Below are 17,236 nucleotides of genomic sequence, written 5' to 3' on the forward strand. Positions count from 1 at the left end.
CCTCATCGTTGCCATACAACTAAGAAACTCCTTTTTTGCTGTCTAATTTTCTTAGTCCATTATAATTTTTTAAAACCTGGCTCATCCGTATTCTTATTAATGAGTGCAACCGAATCCTGACTTACAAAAAAAGAGTTACTCCTATGGATAAGATTGGGGAAAAGGTTCGCTCTTCAGAATTTTCAACACCATCATTCGAGAATGTGAAAGAGGCACTACAAGAATTGGAGCCAGACCTAAAAACAACGGTCATTCTGTTTTATATGGAGGATTTACCTCTAAAGCAAATTGCTGAATTACTGGAAATACCTGAAGGAACAGTGAAATCGAGGCTGTATAGGGGTAGAAACCAACTAGCGGACCTGCTTAAAAAAGTTCAGAAGGAGGAAGATTTATGATCGAAAACATGTTGGATAAAAAGTTGAAACATGATCTTAAGAAAGAATATGAACCCGTACCGGAATCAGTTCGTATCGGAATTGAGGCGATTTTGCGTAATTTACCTGAGCGGAGAGAGTGTGCGACTTTAATTTCCTTAAAACGCCGTAGACGACTGCGTCAAGCAGCGGTCGCTTGCTGCCTCATAGTATCGTTAGGTATAGGAGGAATTCTTTCCGCACCTGTATGGGCAGCAAATTTCATGGCTAGTCAAGCTCAGGAACATAACAAATACGTCGTCTATGACGGACATTATTATAGAGCAAATGGGGAGCAAATAAAGGAACCCGAACTTGGCAAACAAATCGGAGAGGTTCTCCGGGCAGGAAACTGGCAATTGGTCCAGGATGGGGACTCTAACGAATTTGCACCCTCCACTCCTCTATATAAGATAGATAAGGTAAACGAAAGTGAAAAAATAGCCGTTAAAGTTTCTCTAGGCCAAATAAATTTCCTTAGCGCATATATTGTCTTAGAAAGACAAGAGGCAGTTGTACAACCGGATCATTCCCAGATTAACCATGCCAAAAATGATCCGACAGAAGTAGGAATCGCCCTCGACAATATAAGGGAACGTGCTCCGGAATTTGCTGAATTCATTGGCTTAGAGGAACGCTTGGAAGCAAATTTGGTTAAATTTGATCCTGATCGGGGGGCAACTATCTATTACAGCTTGCCTGAGGCGGATATTCATGAGAACGGTAGTTCTTTCTCAACTCAGGGGGTGCTATTTATCTACCAATACAAAGAAGGGGATGTCGAGAATTTTCCCCAATCTGCTTTCTCTTCCAAAATGAAGAGTACACTTGTTGATAATGGAAAGGCGGTAATAAGGGAACCGGATCTCGATTATGCCCCTCCTCAACCAAAAGAAACCTTTATTATAGGAGAAATCGAATGGAGTTACTATTCAGATAAACTATGGCGCGGCCATAAGGACGGTATGTATTACGAAATTCAGACCCAAGGGAACGTAACGAAACCATTAATGTTAGAGCTGCTGTCATACTTTAAACCAAGAGAAGCTGAATAAGAAAATAGGGACCGAAGCCCCCTCTTTCGGTCCCTTTTACATTTGCATAAACACTCGCCTATGATTCTTTTGATTCTTCGACAGCTATCCACTAAATCCTTAGTTGCTTTAAATCTATGCTTCTTTTGTCTGTCTTCCCCTTGATGCATTCGACCAGAAGACCTTGTACGCATCTATTAGACCATACCTTTCTACCCGGGTTGTTCGCAAGCTAACTCGCGCCTAACAATCTTCATATATTCCAAAGGCCCCCAGATATTTATATCTCCTACGACATAGAAGCGATATTTCGCTCTGGAAACGGCAACATTAATAAGATTAGGTTCGTTAGTGGCCCATGAAGCCGGGCCCAGATTTTTATGATCAACTCCTAAACAAAAAATGACAACGGATGCTTCTTTACCTTGGAAAGTATGAACGGTTCCTACCGATTCATTAACCCATCTATGAAACTGCTTTTTATTAATCTTAGAGGAAGTTAACTCTTCATACCTATTTTTCAATAAAGACTTGAGTTCTTCTTTGACAGCCGTAAATGGTGTAATAATAAACAAGCTCGGAACTTGTCCGTTAAAGTATTGAAATGCTTTCTTAACCAGTTCAGCAACCAGTTTGCCCTGGGCCGGAACATATTGTCTGACATCCGTCTCTCCCTGAACTTGATACCATGAACTCGGACCCATATGCTTTAGAAACTTTACCAGACTCTGTTCCTCTGCCTTAAGAGGTGCTTGTTTATCCTCGGGATTCTCCGTAGCGAGTACCATGTTGCCATCATATGCAATTTCGTTACAGATCTTAAACATAGGGTTGATACATCTTCGATGCACCCATAATGGCGACCCTATCCACCGACTTTGAAGAAATGTACCGTATTTATTAGCTAGGTCCATAAGTGTCTGAACAGAGCTTTTCTCGGACAAATAGTGCGGAGTAATTTCATAATATTTCCTAATGTCATTAAAGACAGATTTCGGTAAGGTGACTACCGGTTCAATTTGTATTGGATCTCCAACCACCACTGTTCTTTGGGCTCTCCATACGGCACCAACAGCAGCTTGGGGCACCGCTTGTCCTGCTTCATCGACTATAAGCCATCCTAAACTTTCACTTCCAATACCTCTAAACATGCTGGCAACGGAAGCAAATGAAGTGGAAACGACAGGGATGATCAAGCTGATAACATCCCATATAGGTTTGAAAACCTCTTTCTCCGCAAAAGTATCAAGTGAATTTAGTTTGCTAAAAAGGATTACATTGCCAATAATTTTCGAAACCGATGCACGGACGAAGCATTCATGAACATGCATAGCCGCTAAAAACAATTTGCTTCTTGCTGCAGAAAACTCTTGCGTAATCCATGGAGAAGATTTTTGCATCTCATCATTATCGCCATGAATTAAATCCATCAAGCTAACCACACAGCGCGGTTTTTCCTGCAATGAGTTCTTGATCCTCGATTCAATGGACGCAAATTCTTCCCTTAGTTGAGCAAGCTCTTCATTTAACTTGATAGATTTATCAGATATTGGCGCAAGTTTGTCTTCTACGGCTTTTAGATCAGATTTCTTTTGGCTAATTAAATGAATTTGTTCAGATATATCTTTATTTAATAAATTTGCCCGTGCCAAATGATCTTTATAGGGTTTACGTCTAAATAACTTGACAAAAAAACCAATTTTTTGCCTATTATGATAATCTAGCGCTTCCTTCAAATCGTAAATTTTCTCATCCAGTTCACTACATTCTCTGTTTAATCGCTGATGCTTTTCTTTCAGTTCTTCCATTTTCAAAGTAAGGGACTGTATTTCATCCTGCCTATGCTTTATCTCCGCTTCGACTTTATTACTTCTATTGCAGAGTTCATATAACTCTACCGCTTCCTTCTTTAAATCTTGAACATTTTTTAGGGCTTGTTTAAATAATTCTCTAGCTTTGTTCCATTTCTCTATATGTACGTGATCTGGTATGGCCTTACATTCATCATGAATTTGAAAATAGGATTTTCCCGGCTTACCCTTATCTTTGCCCCGGTCAAGGAATTTTGTATTGAAAGTAAACCGATTACCGCTATTGCCAAGAACGGCAGAGATAAGCCCCCATGAATGGGCTCCGTGCATTCTTTCGGCAATATCCCTGAAATAATCTGCCCCTTCAACCTCTAAAAATGATTCATGTAACGCTTTAATATCGGGCAGCTCTTTTGATATATTTTCTACGGCTCCGTTATTCGAAGACGCCACAACTATGCCAAACCCGCATAATTCGGGAGAAAGTGTATTTACATAAGAATTTTGCACTTTCTTGATAGAACCGTCCGCTTCTTTGATGAAGGAAAAGGCCTTTTTCGGATCATCATAGGCTACTAAGCGCTCAGCCCGTTGAACCATGATTTCGGCGATGACATCCCTTAACAGCGTTGTTTTTCCGGTCCCCGGCGGACCATTAACGGAGAATATTCCAGTTGAGTCTTGTAATTGTTTAAATATCTGGTTTACTGCAGCCTGCTGCATTAAGTTGAGAGAATGTTCCGGATTTCCCGGCCATTTTCCTAGTGGGATGTTTTCAGGGGAAAGGATCTCGAAGAGTTTTTCCTTATTACGATGAATGTCTTGCCGATTTTCTTGAGGAATCTCTTCACCGCTTAAAAACTGGACCAGCCCGCCGCTCTTTACTCCTTCCGATTTAAGACTATTTCGCACCAACTCAAGATCTTTAATATAGAAACTGTTTAAAATCCCCGGCTCTCTATTTAAAGAACTTTGTTCTTTGTCTTCCTGCTTAGGTTTTGGAACTTTCCTGCATTTTGCAATAAAATAAGAATAGTCTGATGACCATCTGACAAAATCACTAATTTCTTGCTGAATAAATTTCATTCTGTCCAAAGTGACTGTATGTTGAAGTTCTCTTTCAACCATCTCACTTAACTGTACGTGAAGTTTATTAAACTCATGGTACCAATCCTTATAAAAATCCCCTTTTTTCATCTTGCCAAGTGCAAAAGGCAACGTCGATAACTTAAAACTTCCAGCTACGTATTTCCCGTTAAAATCTAATGAAATCTCTGCAATGGCTGTATTTGTCTTATAATTTATATCCTCCAGGACTTGTTCTTCATCATGCAAAAATTTACGTACCGATTGCATAACGACTTCAGTGTCCATAACCCCTAAGTATACGGTAAAACGAAATGTATCCTCTTCCGTCTCTTGGAGACGATATTTTTCATGGTCCATCCATGGAATATGTCTCTCTTCCATTATCAGATAATCTTCATCCTTATCCCACTGGAACTGGAAAGGTGTTAGAAATTCAACCTTGTGCCATGCTTCGATTTTATTAACGAACTGCAAATTCAATGGTAGCATTCCCTTCAACATTTACTTATGTAATATTATACCATTGGCCTATTCCGTTTACCTATTTTAATAATTAGGGAATAAAAAAAGCTCCTAACGGAGCCTCTTCGAAGACGAATAACCCGGTTTTAAAGGTAACTTTTTATGCCAATTAGAAAGTTGTTCCATATTAATGCTTTAATGAACTTAAACTTTCTAATGTGGTAAAAAAACCTATTGCCTGTAAAGAGGCGATAGGTTTTCCTTCGTGGTACCACTCTTCTTGTTTCGTTGGTTTCATCTTAAAATCTAATGACGGGGGTTGGTATTCTCGACCAAGTCATAAAAATTCAGTCAACTGCTCGAACTCCTTGATTTCATTACTAGCTTCATTATATACCTCAATCCATTTAGCTTTAATTTCTCTCAATTTATCAACCAAGTAAGGGTCAAAATGGGTGCCGCTGCCTTGCTCAATAATCTTGAAGGCCTCCTCAGGAGAGATTGCTTCTCGATAAGAGCGTCTGGAGGTGACCGCGTCAAAGACATCGGCAATAGCTAAAATACGGGCATCCAGCGGGATCTCTTCGCCCTTGATGCCGGTAGGATAACCGGTCCCATCCCATTTTTCATGATGATATAGAACTCCGGGTTTGAGCGAGCCCAGCATGGGCAGCTTTTCAACCATTCTCCCCCCAACTACAGGATGAGATTTAATCAAATCGTACTCTTCCTTCGTTAAAGCTCCTGATTTAGTTAATACTTGCTCCGGAATGTTGATTTTACCGATATCGTGAAGCAGTCCTGACAAATACAAGCACTGCAATTTCTTCTTATCCCAGTACTCGGGAAGGTTGCGGGCCAATTCAATGGCATACTTGCTGACGCGCTCGCTATGTCCAAATGTATACGCATCCTTGGCCTCCACTGCAATGATAAACGTCTTGACCACTTGCCTAATAGAGGCGTCCGCCGAATCCATAATGGTAGTAACCTGCGCCTCATACAATTGATTCAGCTGTTTAAGCAGCAGATGGCTGAAGGTAGCGATAATAAGATACAGCAGAATGCGGTTGGACAAATCAATAGAGTCAAAAATGCCGGAAACAATCGGGTATTGGTGCCCCACGAATATCATCATCAAGAGCCCGAGCAGAGAGTAAAGGATAAGCACGAACCGGTCTCCGTAAAAACCGGAAATCAGCGGAATCAGAAAGAAAAATCCCCACGCTTCCCTATATCCGGAGCCGAAGTATAGACAACAGACAACTAAGATCATAAATAGCAAAACCAGATGCATAGAGATATTGGCAGACAAACGTAAGAGTCGTTTGCCCCCTACCACAATGAACCAGGCCCCTAGACACGATAGCAGCAAAAGAAGGTTGGCCCGTGAAAACGGAAGCCTAAAAAGAAGAAATGCGGAATTCCAAACAATGCTCAGCAATAAATAGAAGAAGGTAGCATTCAATATTTTGGTGCTTACCTGCTCATTGTGGATCTTATAGTAATTGCCAAGCATGATCATTTTGTCCGTTGTTGGCAGCATATGTACGTACCATCCCTGTTTTTCATAGCGTCGTATAGCTTATTGTAACATGATTTTCCAACTTGAACTATACTCGAGTGGAGTGCAAATCACTCAAAAAAATATAAGGAGTGTGTTGAAAAATGAAGGACACAACACGGTATCAGTATGGCGTAGCCAAAGGGATGGTGCGGGAACAGGCCATTCGTCTCCATCATGACAGGTATGAGGAAATCGGTTTTTTCAAGAAGGATGAAACCGACCCTTACGAGCAGCTCTCCACTTATTTTGCTGCGCAAACGGAAGACGGTGTGATTGTGGGGGTCACGCGTCTCATTAAAGACAGACTGGAGGAGCTGCCTACCATAAAGCATTTCCGTATTTACGATCTCGAAATGGCGAAGTTAAATCAGCTGGATCGAACCCGATTTGCAGAGGTAAGCGCGTTTACGAAAATGCCGCAGCATGAAGTAGGTGCGGGCTTGATCAAAACCGTCCTGCAGTACTCTTTGGATACGGGGCTGACCCATTGGATTTGCTGCATTGACGAAAGGGTGTACAAGTATATGACCCGGATGATAAAATTTCCATTAAAAGTCGTCGGCGAGCCGCAAGTATACCTTGGCTCCGTGACAATTCCCTGCGCTCTGCAATTGTCCGAATTCCTCGCAAGCCTCCAGCAGCATCGACCTTCTCTCTATGAATTTTTTATGTCACCGCTAAATAATGCCTCTGAAAGGGTGAGCTTATAATGAAGGAACAGTTTATTCGTAATCTGGGAATCATGTCTGAAGCCGATATGGACAAGCTCCAGCGCTCCTCTATTGCCATAGCCGGGTGCGGCTGCATCGGAGGCTTCTCCGCGGAGCTGCTGGCCCGCATGGGGATCGGCCGGCTAATGCTGGCTGACCCTGATCATTTCGATGTATCAAATATAAACAGGCAGTGCGCCGCCACTCATTTGACCGTTGGTCAGCCGAAGGTAGAAGCGCTAAGCCGGCATCTGCTTACGATCAATCCGGACTTGCAAATCGACGCCTTTCCGGAAGGTGTGCACAGCGGCAATGTACAGGAGTTTCTCGCCGGGGCCGATTATGTCATTGATGCCATCGATTATTTTGCCTTCTCCGACTCTTTAATTCTGCACAGAGCGGCGCGGGCAAACGGGCTGTTCGTGACTACGGCGGTAGCCCTTGGATTCGGGACCTCCGTATTGACCTTCGCCCCCGACGGCCTGAGTCTGGAGCAATACATCGGCATCCCGGAGGACATTACTCCCGAGCAAGCCAAGGAACTGACCTTTCCTGCGGCTTCCTACAGCGAGCAGCTCCCCCAATATGCGACTCCCGAGCTAGTGGCAGGATGGCTAAGCGAGCAGACTATTCCTACGATCAGCGTTGGACAAGCCCTCGGGCCAGGCGTGCTGGTCTCCAAGCTTGTTCTGCATTTGCTGGGAAGAAAGCAGCCCCAGATCGTTCCGGAAAGATTCCAGCTTCAATTTGAAGACTGAGGAACGCTGCGCATAATTGCGGGTTGAGGTGTACAAATGCAATCCAATTGAGCCCTGCAATATTTGGGGATCTTTAAGAGGCAAAACTGCACCTTAACCGCCCTTTTTCGGAAATAATAGAATGCATAACTTAAGGGGGCTGTTCCAAAAGCGTTCACATAAAACAGGAACATCCCAAAAACAAAGCAAAAAGGACCTCAAATCCCACTGTGAGTGGGAACGGGGTCCTTTTTTAGCAGCTAAATTTAACTCAAGGTGGGGCTTGAAAAATCATAGATCGACTTATGAGACAACCTCTTTTTGTCTGTATTGTCTAGGGATAATTCCCGTGAGCCTTTTTAATGAAGTAATTATTTCACTTTCGATGTCTGTCTGGGATCAGATGGTTTGGATGAACTCATCAAACATCGCTCCTCATCAGATCATAATAATCAATCACTTGTTTGCATTGTTATACCCTGTCTCGATTCGTTTACATTAATTGTAATCGGGATTCCAAACCCGCGCTATATAAATCCCCGCTCCGGGAAGAATGCCGGTCATGGAGGGGTTAACGAAATCAATACGGGCCGTGCACCAATCGTTGGAGCTGCTTCCGGACTCCGGTCGGATCACCTGATCCGGGACCGCGGATACGACTTGACCCGAAGGCAAATTCCCGACACTTTTAACGTTTGCCCGGCTAATCATATCGCTATTAGAATAGCTTTCATCGAAGTCATTCAAGGACTTGATATATTGATACACATGGCTCCCCGTACTGACCCAGAGTCGATCCGTATTCCCGTATACCGGTTGAAGGTCATGACCATACCGCGTCGGGAGGGCAACCTTATGCACTTCCCGAACTACCGGGGCCGCATCGGACCCTGTAATCTCTAGCGCAACCAGATCATCATCGCCAAGAGCCCAGAGCACCTGACGCTCGGGATCCCACTGGACTCCGTGAGCCCCGGGGAACGGGTACTCCACATAATCGCCACAGTCCGGTCCCTGGGATGATGTGTAAATGCGCACCCAACCGCCCGTACTTGCTGCTACGGCAATGTTTCCGTTCGGCAATAATTCGGCAGAGTGGGGATTGCCTCCGACATTCCATCCCCATTGTCTGCTGTCGCCTTGCGGGTAGGGAACGATCGCAGCCAATCCTCTGGAATCCGTAACGACCATCCAATATCCGCCGCCAAGCCGTTCATTCCACCTGATTTTGGCATCGGTAGGAAGTCCCCAGGAAGCTTCGAGTCCCTTAAATCCGTTAGAGGCGGATGCAAACCAAGTCCACACAACGGAGGCTTCCCGGCCCTTTGCCCATTCGTCTGCCTTCAGAACCATGATCCGGTGCGAAACTTGATCCGTCACAGCAACATAACTGCTGCTGACGTCAACATTTTTCGATAGGTGCGGCATCTTCATCTTCTCCTCCCGCTATTTTCAATCCTATTTTACTATAATCACTCATCAAACGGCTCCAGCATTGTCCAAGCCGGTCAGGACTAACCGGTCGTACTTCGAACATGAACGGGCCATGATACCCGCATTCAAGCAGAGCGGAAATCACGTCATTCCAACGAATGACCCCTTCCCCCGGATACCAATGCTTCTCGTCCAAGCCATCATTATCCGACATATGGACCGTAATGATGCGTGAGCTCAGCTTTCTTACAAATTCTTCCGGTTCCTCCTGCAGCAGGTGGTTCACGTCGCAGCATACTCCTAACCGTTCGTCCGCTGCAAGAAGCTCCCTCATTTCTGCGCTCGTATTGCCAAGACAGGTTCGCGGCAAGCATTCCACCGCGACCCGCAAGCTGAGCCGCTCAGCCTCGGCCGCCATACGGGCCAATGACCTTCGACAAGCCTGCAGACGCTCGTTTCTTTCGGCAGCGGGTATCGGCTCCCAGCTTGGATGCAGGATGACCGTGCCGATCTTCCATGCAGCCGCCAAGTGCATCAACTGCAGATGCCGGGCGATTGCCGCTTCCCTGTGTCGTTCATCCACCGCCGAGACATCCCACTCTGTACCATAGGGCAGATGCAGGGACCAGACATGAATGCCCAGTTCCCTGGCTTGCCGCACAAGCTCCTCACACCGATTCCGGTTGTCCGGCTCCAGCATATCGAATACATCATTGGGCCAGGCCAGCTCAATGCAGCCCACGCCGTTGTCCCGTAAATCCTCCAGCTTCATATTCGGCTCAGCGCCTGCCCCAAGCTGGATGGAGGTGCCGGGCTTCCAAGCAGCGGGAGCAGGCGGGGCGCATGCCGTCCGCCCTATCCCCGTTTGAATGTCTTCAGATTTGTTCATATCAGTTATCCAACCCTTGAGCTTGCACCGCTTCATTGACTTCTTCGATCGCTTTCTGCAGTCCTTTATTATCGTACCCTTTAACCGTCTCCTTCCACATGGCCACCGGATCTTCCTTGGCCAGCATAATCCGTATTATATCTTCCGCCACGTTAATCGCGCTCAGCTTCGCTTTAGCCGGCGTATGCAGCAACTCCACTTTGAAATTGGTCGGAACCGGTTTATACTTTTCAATACGATGCTTCAATTCCTCACGGGACATCCTGGCTAACTCCGCTCCATAGGCAATATCCACCGCTTCGCTTTCGGTAAACTCCATCCACTGGTACCAGGCCGCAAGACTCCCAAACATATTAAATGAAGGATAGAGTGAACCTATGCTTACAAATTCCCCCTCTTCATTCTTGTCCCGAGTGATGCTATAGTTATCGCCTTGCTTCGTGTAATCTTTTCCTTCCATCCCGTAAAACCGGTCGGTCATAAATTCGTCCGACAGCAAATAGTCATATATGTGAAGAATCCGCTCCATCTTCTTGTCGTCTACCTGGGAGCTGAAATAGCTTTCCGACCAGAAGGTGATAGCTTGATAGCGATAGCGCTTCCCATCGGGGCTTACCCAGGATTCAGGAATAATGGCGATGACATCTTCGAATTTGACATCTTTGTTATATTTATCCCATGAATTATTAAGATTTTTCAATGCATTCGGCGTGGCTTGAATGGAGATGGCGCCGACCTTGCCTTGCCCGAACTTATCAATGCCGTCGTTCGTCTGCATAATGGCAAAGTCCGGGTCGATGGCTCCTTCTGTGAAGAGCTCGCGCATTTGCTGAACGACGTCATACATCCTCTCGGAAGCATAGTAAGGGATATACTTGCCGTCCTCCTTGACCCAGGAGCTATTGCTCAGATTGGCAAAGGTCCCTGTAGCGATCGGAAGCAGCATCGCGTTGGAGCGGAACGTCAGACCGACCGTATCGTCTTTCTGGTTGCCGTCCGGGTCCTCCTTGGCAAAGGCTCTGAGCATTTTTAAATAATCTTCATACGTGACCGGGACCTCCAGCCCCAGATTTTCCATCCAATCTTTTCTTACCACCAACGATCTTTCCACGGCCCATTGATCATATTCCTGGTAGGTCTGACGCGGGATCATGTAAAATTTATCATCCACTTTAAGCGCTTGGGTCTCATCCAGATTCATTACTCTTTGTACATTGGGAAACGCGCTCAAATCATCCGGCAATTCTCGAATGATTCCTTGCTTGATCCATGAGTAGTAGGTGTCGGAATTAATGATGTCGTGGCTGAAGACGTCCGGTAATTCGCCGGAAGCGCTCCATAATTGATATTTCTCCACATAATCGGAATAACTGATCACTTTGTCTACGAACGTCACGTTAAACTTCTCTTCCATCCACTTTAAATATTCGTCCGAATTCCGATCCGGAAACGCCTTGCCAATATTGAACGTGGATACGGAAATGTCTATGTGTTCGGCGAATGGATTGGCGTCCGTGCCGCCGGTTTGCTCGCTCCCCCCGGAATTCCCCCCATTTCCATTCGTCGAATTTGAATCCTTCGAGCAGCCAACCATAATCGCAAGCAGAATAGCCAATGCCGTCATTAACAAAATCGTTCTTTTGCTCTTGTTCACGATAGTCCTCCCTTGTACATTCTTTGTCTATTTTAAGACATCCGTCTCAAAACTGCGGGTCATTCCTTCACGGCACCCAAGGTAACCCCTGCCGCAAAGTACTTTTGCAGGAATGGATATACCAGCATGATCGGTGCCATCGTTATGATGACGCTGGCCATCTTCAGGCCGTCCGGGTAGGTTTCGCTAAGCTGGGCCACCATAGATGCGCCCATATCGTCCCTGGCCATTTTGGTAACGTCCATCAGCATATTTCGCAGGAACAATTGCATGGGATACATCTTCGTATCCGTCATGAATAGCATCGCGTAATACCATTCGTTCCAGCGGGCGACGGCATAGAAGAGTGTAATCGCTGCAATCGTCGGCTTCGATATGGGAATAACGATACGAAACAGAATAAAGATATCGTTGGCGCCGTCCATCTTCGCCGATTCTTCCAGCTCCGAAGGAATGGAGCGGAACTGATTGATCATGACGATCAGAAAAAAGGTACTTACCGCCACCGGCAGGATCATGGCGCCATAACTGTTAATGAGCTTCAAGTTCTTGATCGTCAAGTAAAATGGAATCAAGCCGCCGCTGAACAGCATGGCGAAAATAACCCCGGACATCATTACATTTCGGCCCGGCATGCCTTTCTTCGACAAGGCGTAAGCGCCGCAAGTCGTTACCAGCATGTTGACGGTTACCCCTACCAAAGTGACGATCAGCGAATTTGTCAATGCTCTGCCGATATAGCTTCCTTTCAACAATATCTCGTAGGAGCTCAGATTAAAGCTGGTCGGGATCAGATAGAATTGCTGCTTGACCACCGCGGCCGGGTCTGCAAAAGAAGTAATCAGCACGTTGTAGAACGGCAAGATCGTAATCAAAGCCAACAGCATTAACCATACGTGAATAGCGTAATCCGTCCATGTATTCTTCCGATTCATCAGAATAATCCTTCCTGTCCGAGACGTTTGGCTGCTTTATTCGCCGTATATAACAAGACAAAATTAATAATCGATTTGAACAAGCCGACGGCGGTTGACGTGCCGAAGCTTTCTCCCACAGAAAAAGTTCTTCTGTATATATAGGTATCCAGAATGTCCGCCTTCTCGTAAACCGCGGGATTATACAGGTTGAAAATCTGATCAAATCCGCCTCCCCCCGAGCTCATCATCGCACCGACATTGAGAATGAACAGGATGGCGACCGTGCTCTTCAATCCCGGCCAAGTAATGTGCCACATCCGCTGCAGACGATTCGCCCCGTCTATGCTGGCCGCTTCATATAAGGAGGGGTTAATCCCCGCAATGGCCGCGAGGTAAATGATCGTTCCCCAGCCCATATCTCTCCACAAGCTGCTGCTGAAGATAAGAGCCCGGAATGAACTCGGGTCGACGAGCAGGTTGACTTTTTGGAATCCAAATATGTCGAGAAGCTGGTTCAATACCCCGAAGGTCCCCAGGAAGTTAATCAGAATTCCGCTGATAATGACCCACGATAGAAAATGAGGAAACGTATAAACGACTTGATAGAACTTCTTCAACCGGGCGGTGCGAACTTCATTGAGCAAAATCGCCACAACGATCGGCACGGGGAATTCAAACAGCAGTCGGCCGAACGCTATAATGACCGTATTCCGAAAAGCAATCCAAAAATCGTTCAGATAGAAAATTTCCCGAAAGTTTGCTAAGCCGACCCACTCACTCCCCCAAATCCCTTTGGAAAAATTAAACTCCTTAAACGCAAGCATCAGGCCGTAGAGCGGTACATACTCGAAGACGATGTAATAGGCAAGCAGCGGAGCGACAAGAATGTAGAAATATTTATATTCGAACATCCGCCTTAACAGGCTCTTGCTATGACCCAATCCGTATCCCCTCATTTCGTTTTTGTTTTAAGCGCTTTCAGCATTATTGTAAGGGAGCCTTGGTAAAGTACCTATGGATTTATCTCACGTAAAGTATGGAAATTTCTAATGCATTTGTCGATAAAAAAAGCTCCTAACGGAGTATTTCATGGATGAGCGACCGCGTTTAAAGGATGTTTTTATCGCCAAATAGAATTTGAAGTTATTCAGGACGCAATAACTTATAAATTCTGATTGTGATAAAAAAAGCTCCTAACGGAGCCCTGAGGGAAAGCCAACGTCGCATTCGGGTCGGTAAAGACATCACAAAAGACGAGCAAAAATACATTAAAATCGTGCCCTTTTCCAAAAAAAGGCGAAAGACGCTCAAATGTGCAGGTCTTTTTCACAAAATGGGGCCATTTCGCAAAAATCGCTCCAAAGACGTGCATTATCGCTCTAGAATAGGGCATTGCGTAGCTTTCTCTAAAAAAGACCTGCATTATTGCTCTAGAATCGGTATGTGGCGACTTTTCTCCAAAAAGACGTGCATTATCGCTTTAGAATAGGGCGCTTCGCGGTTTTTCCCAAAAAAAGACCTGCAGTTTTGCTTGTCTTTTACACCATCCGGTAGACGATCCGGGGTTGCCCAAAAAAGTTTAATATAAAACGAAAAATTCCGGTGCTAGCGGTGCTGAAAAATCGCAAACTGGATTTTGGGGCAGCGCCTTAATTGAAAGAAGAGCTATCCGCTAAAACGTTCGGTTTTAATTAAGGAACTAAATAAGCTCTCAAAACTTATACTTTCTTATATTTTTAAAAAAACCAAGCTCGCGACTAATCCATTAGTCGATGCGGAACTCGGTAGGCGTCTGTCCTGTATATTTCTTAAAGGTTTTTGCAAAGTAATAGTACTCCTTGTAACCAGACTGCATGGCGATATCGCTAACCGCCAGTTGTGTCGTTTTAAGCAATTTGCAAGCGTGCTGCATGCGTAAATCGGTCAAATATTTGGTGAAGTTCACCTGCAGCTCCTTCTTGAACAATGAGCTTAAATAATTCGGATGCAAGTAAAATTGTCTGGCAATGTCCTGAATGGTCAGATTGTCGCGAAAGTGTTCATGAATATGCCGCACGATGAGCCGAAGCGTCTCTTTGCCGTCCGTATCCACTGCATCCGCAGCATTGGGGAGGGCTACATCCATTGCGCCCGGGGCCATATCGAGCGCCGGTTCTATCTCACCCGAATCCAAGGACCGCGTCATATCTCCCTGGTCACGAAGCCGTTCGAGTTCATGGCGCAATGCCTGCCGTTCCTTAGCAATCGAATTCTTGACGGTCAGGAGAGCCTCCATAATATCTTCTTCCTTGAAGGGCTTCAAGCAATAGCCGACAGCTCCGTAAGACATCGCCTGTTTGGCATATTCGAATTCCGCATAACCGCTGGCAATGATGAACTTGGTAGCCACTTCGGCAGCCTTCAGCTTCCCGATTAGCTCGATCCCATTCATACCCGGCATACGAATATCGATAAAGGCGACATCCGGCCGAAGCTCGGTAATGCGTTCATAGCCTTCAATGCCATTCGCGGCCACCCCGACGATTTCGAAGCCGATCTCCGTCCAATCAACCGTTCCCTTCAAGCTCTCCAGAATCCACTTCTCGTCATCAACCAACATAGCCTTATACATCTAAATCTTCTCCTTTACAGGAATGCAGAGGGTCACCTTGGTCCCTTCGTTCGGCAAACTATCAATGGATGAGATACCGTACCCGTCTCCATAGGCAATACGAAGTCGCCGATGCACATTCATTATACCAATATGCTTGGAGGGGGAAACAGGGAGGAGTTCTCCTCCCGTTTCCTGATTCCGCAAGCTTTGCCTGATGCTGTTGAGCAATGCGGCCTCCATGCCTACACCATCATCCTCCACCCACATGATCATCTGCCCGTTATCGCCCATTCGGCTGCCTACAACAAGACGACAGGTTACCATACTCGGCTCAATCCCATGGTATATCGCATTTTCCACCAGAGGCTGGAGGATCATCTTGATGATTTTATTATTTAAAGTGGATTCAGCGAACTCATACTGCACATTAAAGCGTCCTTCAAAGCGGATTTGCTGAACATGGACGTAGGCTTGAATAATATCGATTTCCTCCTGCAGCCTTACGTGCTCCTCTCCCTTGATGCTGTAACGAAAAATCCGGCTCAACGCATCCGACATATCGCGGATTTCCCGAACCCCCCGTGCCAGGGCAATCCCTTTCATCGTTTCCAATGTATTGTATAAGAAATGAGGGTTAATCTGACTCTTCAGGAAGCGAAGCTCCGCCTGCTGCTTCAATATTTCCAATTCAAAAATATGAGTTCGGGATTCGATCAGCTCTTCCACCAAATCATCAATTTCGTCCAGCAGCGAGTTAAATTTGTTGGCCATCACGTCAAATTCCGCATATCCCCTGACTGCTATGCGGTTGCTTCTGCTTTCAAGCCCTTTAGCCCGAATCCCATAGATGTAGGATAGGAAAGAACGAAGAGGGAGCAGAATGTTCCGGCTGATGAAAATATAGCATAAGATCAAAACAGCAATCAGCAGAGCAAAAACTCCAATGATCAAAGCCTGCACGTCCTCCAGACCACGAAACAGCTCCTTCACCGGAAAAACGCTTATGATCCTGCTGCCAATTTCGGGAACCTCCAACGTATGTACGACAGAGTTCTCCCCATTAAGCTTAAAGGTCGATGGAATAGTTTCCTGTTCATATATCTTTAAGGTCTCAGGAAGCGGTTGGCCAATTTCCGTTGGACTGTTGCCCGCATAAATGATCCCCTTGCGGTCTGTAACATAAAATTTTCCCGTAATGCGCTGCGACATGTAGTCCATATGCGGTACGAGCGCATTGACGTCCAGCACCATAATCGCATATCCGATTTTGGTTCCGGCTCCGGTAGCGGTATCATAAACGGGCACCCCGACATAAATCACATAATCTTCGGAAAAGGCTGATCTCAGATGGAGGGGAACTCCGGCCGGAAGCGGGTGGATGCCCAAGTAATAGGCCGTTGTACGCGCAGGAATCTCTTCCAAGGGAATATCCTTCTCGCAGTTGATACAGTTATACGTGTTGCCGTTCATTCCAATCAGTACGATTTCAAGAATGCCCTGCTTCATCGATCTCAGGTTCACGAGCAATTTTTCCAGCTTCAAATAAAGCTCGTACCTGGCAAGCGGATCTTCGTTCCGTAAATATTGCTGCACCGTATCGTTATACGCTATATTCGGCATGATCCGGTTGATGGTATCCGCGTTAGATAGAATATTTTGATTGATCGTAGTAATGATTTCTTGAGTATATACGCTATTTCGTTCATAGGTAATGTCCAGGATGCGATAATAGCTCCAAATGACAATAACAATGAGCATAAGCAAAATAACGATGCCTGTAAAAATCAACTGCCAACGTATCGAATGTCTTCTTAAGAAAGCAAGCATGCGACCCCTCCCGCAAACAAGCAGACCCGAGCCCGCTTCATATCTCACCTATGTGGGATTCTAGCACAGCGCCGCGGGGATGGAAAGGCTTACAAG

12 protein-coding genes and 1 pseudogene are annotated in these 17,236 nt (G+C 45.6%); 4 read left to right on the forward strand and 9 right to left on the reverse strand.

What is annotated here, in order from left to right:
- Positions 1–80: 80 nt before the first annotated feature.
- Positions 81–398 (forward strand): annotated as a pseudogene (locus ACFQ03_RS13920) (sigma-70 family RNA polymerase sigma factor); the annotation flags it as partial.
- Positions 395–1,471: a DUF4179 domain-containing protein gene (locus ACFQ03_RS13925; RefSeq protein ID WP_379288846.1), complete on the forward strand. Its 1,077-nt coding sequence runs from the start codon at positions 395–397 to the stop codon at positions 1,469–1,471. The pseudogene ACFQ03_RS13920 and the gene ACFQ03_RS13925, both read left to right, overlap by 4 nt.
- Positions 1,472–1,662: 191 nt before the next feature.
- Here ACFQ03_RS13925 and ACFQ03_RS13930 read toward each other — a convergent pair whose 3' ends face one another.
- Positions 1,663–4,830, reverse strand: coding sequence for an AAA domain-containing protein (locus ACFQ03_RS13930; RefSeq protein WP_379288848.1), 3,168 nt, complete (start codon positions 4,828–4,830; stop codon positions 1,663–1,665).
- A gap of 319 nt (positions 4,831–5,149) precedes the next feature.
- Complete coding sequence (locus tag ACFQ03_RS13935; RefSeq protein ID WP_379288850.1) at positions 5,150–6,358, reverse strand: HD-GYP domain-containing protein; 1,209 nt, start codon at positions 6,356–6,358, stop codon at positions 5,150–5,152.
- 122 nt (positions 6,359–6,480) lie between these two features.
- Between ACFQ03_RS13935 and ACFQ03_RS13940 the strand changes: the two genes are divergently transcribed.
- Both ACFQ03_RS13940 and ACFQ03_RS13945 read left to right on the forward strand, forming a co-directional pair.
- Complete coding sequence (locus ACFQ03_RS13940; RefSeq protein ID WP_379288852.1) at positions 6,481–7,089, forward strand: N-acyl amino acid synthase FeeM domain-containing protein; 609 nt, start codon at positions 6,481–6,483, stop codon at positions 7,087–7,089.
- Positions 7,089–7,847: a ThiF family adenylyltransferase gene (locus tag ACFQ03_RS13945; RefSeq protein ID WP_379288854.1), complete on the forward strand. Its 759-nt coding sequence runs from the start codon at positions 7,089–7,091 to the stop codon at positions 7,845–7,847. The genes ACFQ03_RS13940 and ACFQ03_RS13945 overlap by 1 nt, the downstream gene beginning before the upstream one ends.
- A 477-nt stretch (positions 7,848–8,324) precedes the next feature.
- Here ACFQ03_RS13945 and ACFQ03_RS13950 read toward each other — a convergent pair whose 3' ends face one another.
- The 7 genes from ACFQ03_RS13950 to ACFQ03_RS13980 all read right to left on the reverse strand — a co-directional run bounded on the left by ACFQ03_RS13950 (position 8,325) and on the right by ACFQ03_RS13980 (position 17,140).
- Positions 8,325–9,260, reverse strand: coding sequence for a DUF6528 family protein (locus tag ACFQ03_RS13950; RefSeq protein ID WP_379288856.1), 936 nt, complete (start codon positions 9,258–9,260; stop codon positions 8,325–8,327).
- Positions 9,229–10,149, reverse strand: a complete 921-nt coding sequence (locus ACFQ03_RS13955; protein WP_379288858.1) for a sugar phosphate isomerase/epimerase family protein — start codon at positions 10,147–10,149, stop codon at positions 9,229–9,231. Before ACFQ03_RS13955 ends, ACFQ03_RS13950 begins: the two co-directional genes overlap by 32 nt.
- 1 nt (position 10,150) lies before the next feature.
- Positions 10,151–11,803: a hypothetical protein gene (locus ACFQ03_RS13960; protein WP_379288860.1), complete on the reverse strand. Its 1,653-nt coding sequence runs from the start codon at positions 11,801–11,803 to the stop codon at positions 10,151–10,153.
- A gap of 59 nt (positions 11,804–11,862) precedes the next feature.
- Entirely contained in the window at positions 11,863–12,738 is an 876-nt protein-coding gene (locus tag ACFQ03_RS13965) for a carbohydrate ABC transporter permease (protein ID WP_379288862.1), read from the reverse strand.
- On the reverse strand, positions 12,738–13,661 hold the full coding sequence (locus tag ACFQ03_RS13970; RefSeq protein ID WP_379288864.1) for an ABC transporter permease: 924 nt from the start codon (positions 13,659–13,661) through the stop codon (positions 12,738–12,740). Before ACFQ03_RS13970 ends, ACFQ03_RS13965 begins: the two co-directional genes overlap by 1 nt.
- 824 nt (positions 13,662–14,485) lie before the next feature.
- Positions 14,486–15,331: a response regulator transcription factor gene (locus ACFQ03_RS13975; protein WP_379288866.1), complete on the reverse strand. Its 846-nt coding sequence runs from the start codon at positions 15,329–15,331 to the stop codon at positions 14,486–14,488.
- On the reverse strand, positions 15,332–17,140 hold the full coding sequence (locus tag ACFQ03_RS13980) for a cache domain-containing sensor histidine kinase (protein ID WP_379288868.1): 1,809 nt from the start codon (positions 17,138–17,140) through the stop codon (positions 15,332–15,334).
- Positions 17,141–17,236 lie beyond the last annotated feature (96 nt).

It is taken from the genome of Paenibacillus residui, assembly GCF_042677205.1.
Taxonomy (GTDB): Bacteria; Bacillota; Bacilli; order Paenibacillales; family NBRC-103111; genus Paenibacillus_L; species Paenibacillus_L residui.

What these genes read in the sequence shown, in the direction of transcription:
- ACFQ03_RS13980 (WP_379288868.1), bottom strand. Translation starts at nt 17,140, where the DNA reads ATGCTTGCTTTCTTAAGAAGACATTCGATACGTTGGCAGTTGATTTTT.
- ACFQ03_RS13950 (WP_379288856.1), bottom strand. Translation starts at nt 9,260, where the DNA reads ATGAAGATGCCGCACCTATCGAAAAATGTTGACGTCAGCAGCAGTTAT.
- ACFQ03_RS13975 (WP_379288866.1), bottom strand. Translation starts at nt 15,331, where the DNA reads ATGTATAAGGCTATGTTGGTTGATGACGAGAAGTGGATTCTGGAGAGC.
- ACFQ03_RS13940 (WP_379288852.1), top strand. Translation starts at nt 6,481, where the DNA reads ATGAAGGACACAACACGGTATCAGTATGGCGTAGCCAAAGGGATGGTG.
- ACFQ03_RS13925 (WP_379288846.1), top strand. Translation starts at nt 395, where the DNA reads ATGATCGAAAACATGTTGGATAAAAAGTTGAAACATGATCTTAAGAAA.
- ACFQ03_RS13935 (WP_379288850.1), bottom strand. Translation starts at nt 6,358, where the DNA reads ATGCTGCCAACAACGGACAAAATGATCATGCTTGGCAATTACTATAAG.
- ACFQ03_RS13965 (WP_379288862.1), bottom strand. Translation starts at nt 12,738, where the DNA reads ATGAATCGGAAGAATACATGGACGGATTACGCTATTCACGTATGGTTA.
- ACFQ03_RS13955 (WP_379288858.1), bottom strand. Translation starts at nt 10,149, where the DNA reads ATGAACAAATCTGAAGACATTCAAACGGGGATAGGGCGGACGGCATGC.
- ACFQ03_RS13945 (WP_379288854.1), top strand. Translation starts at nt 7,089, where the DNA reads ATGAAGGAACAGTTTATTCGTAATCTGGGAATCATGTCTGAAGCCGAT.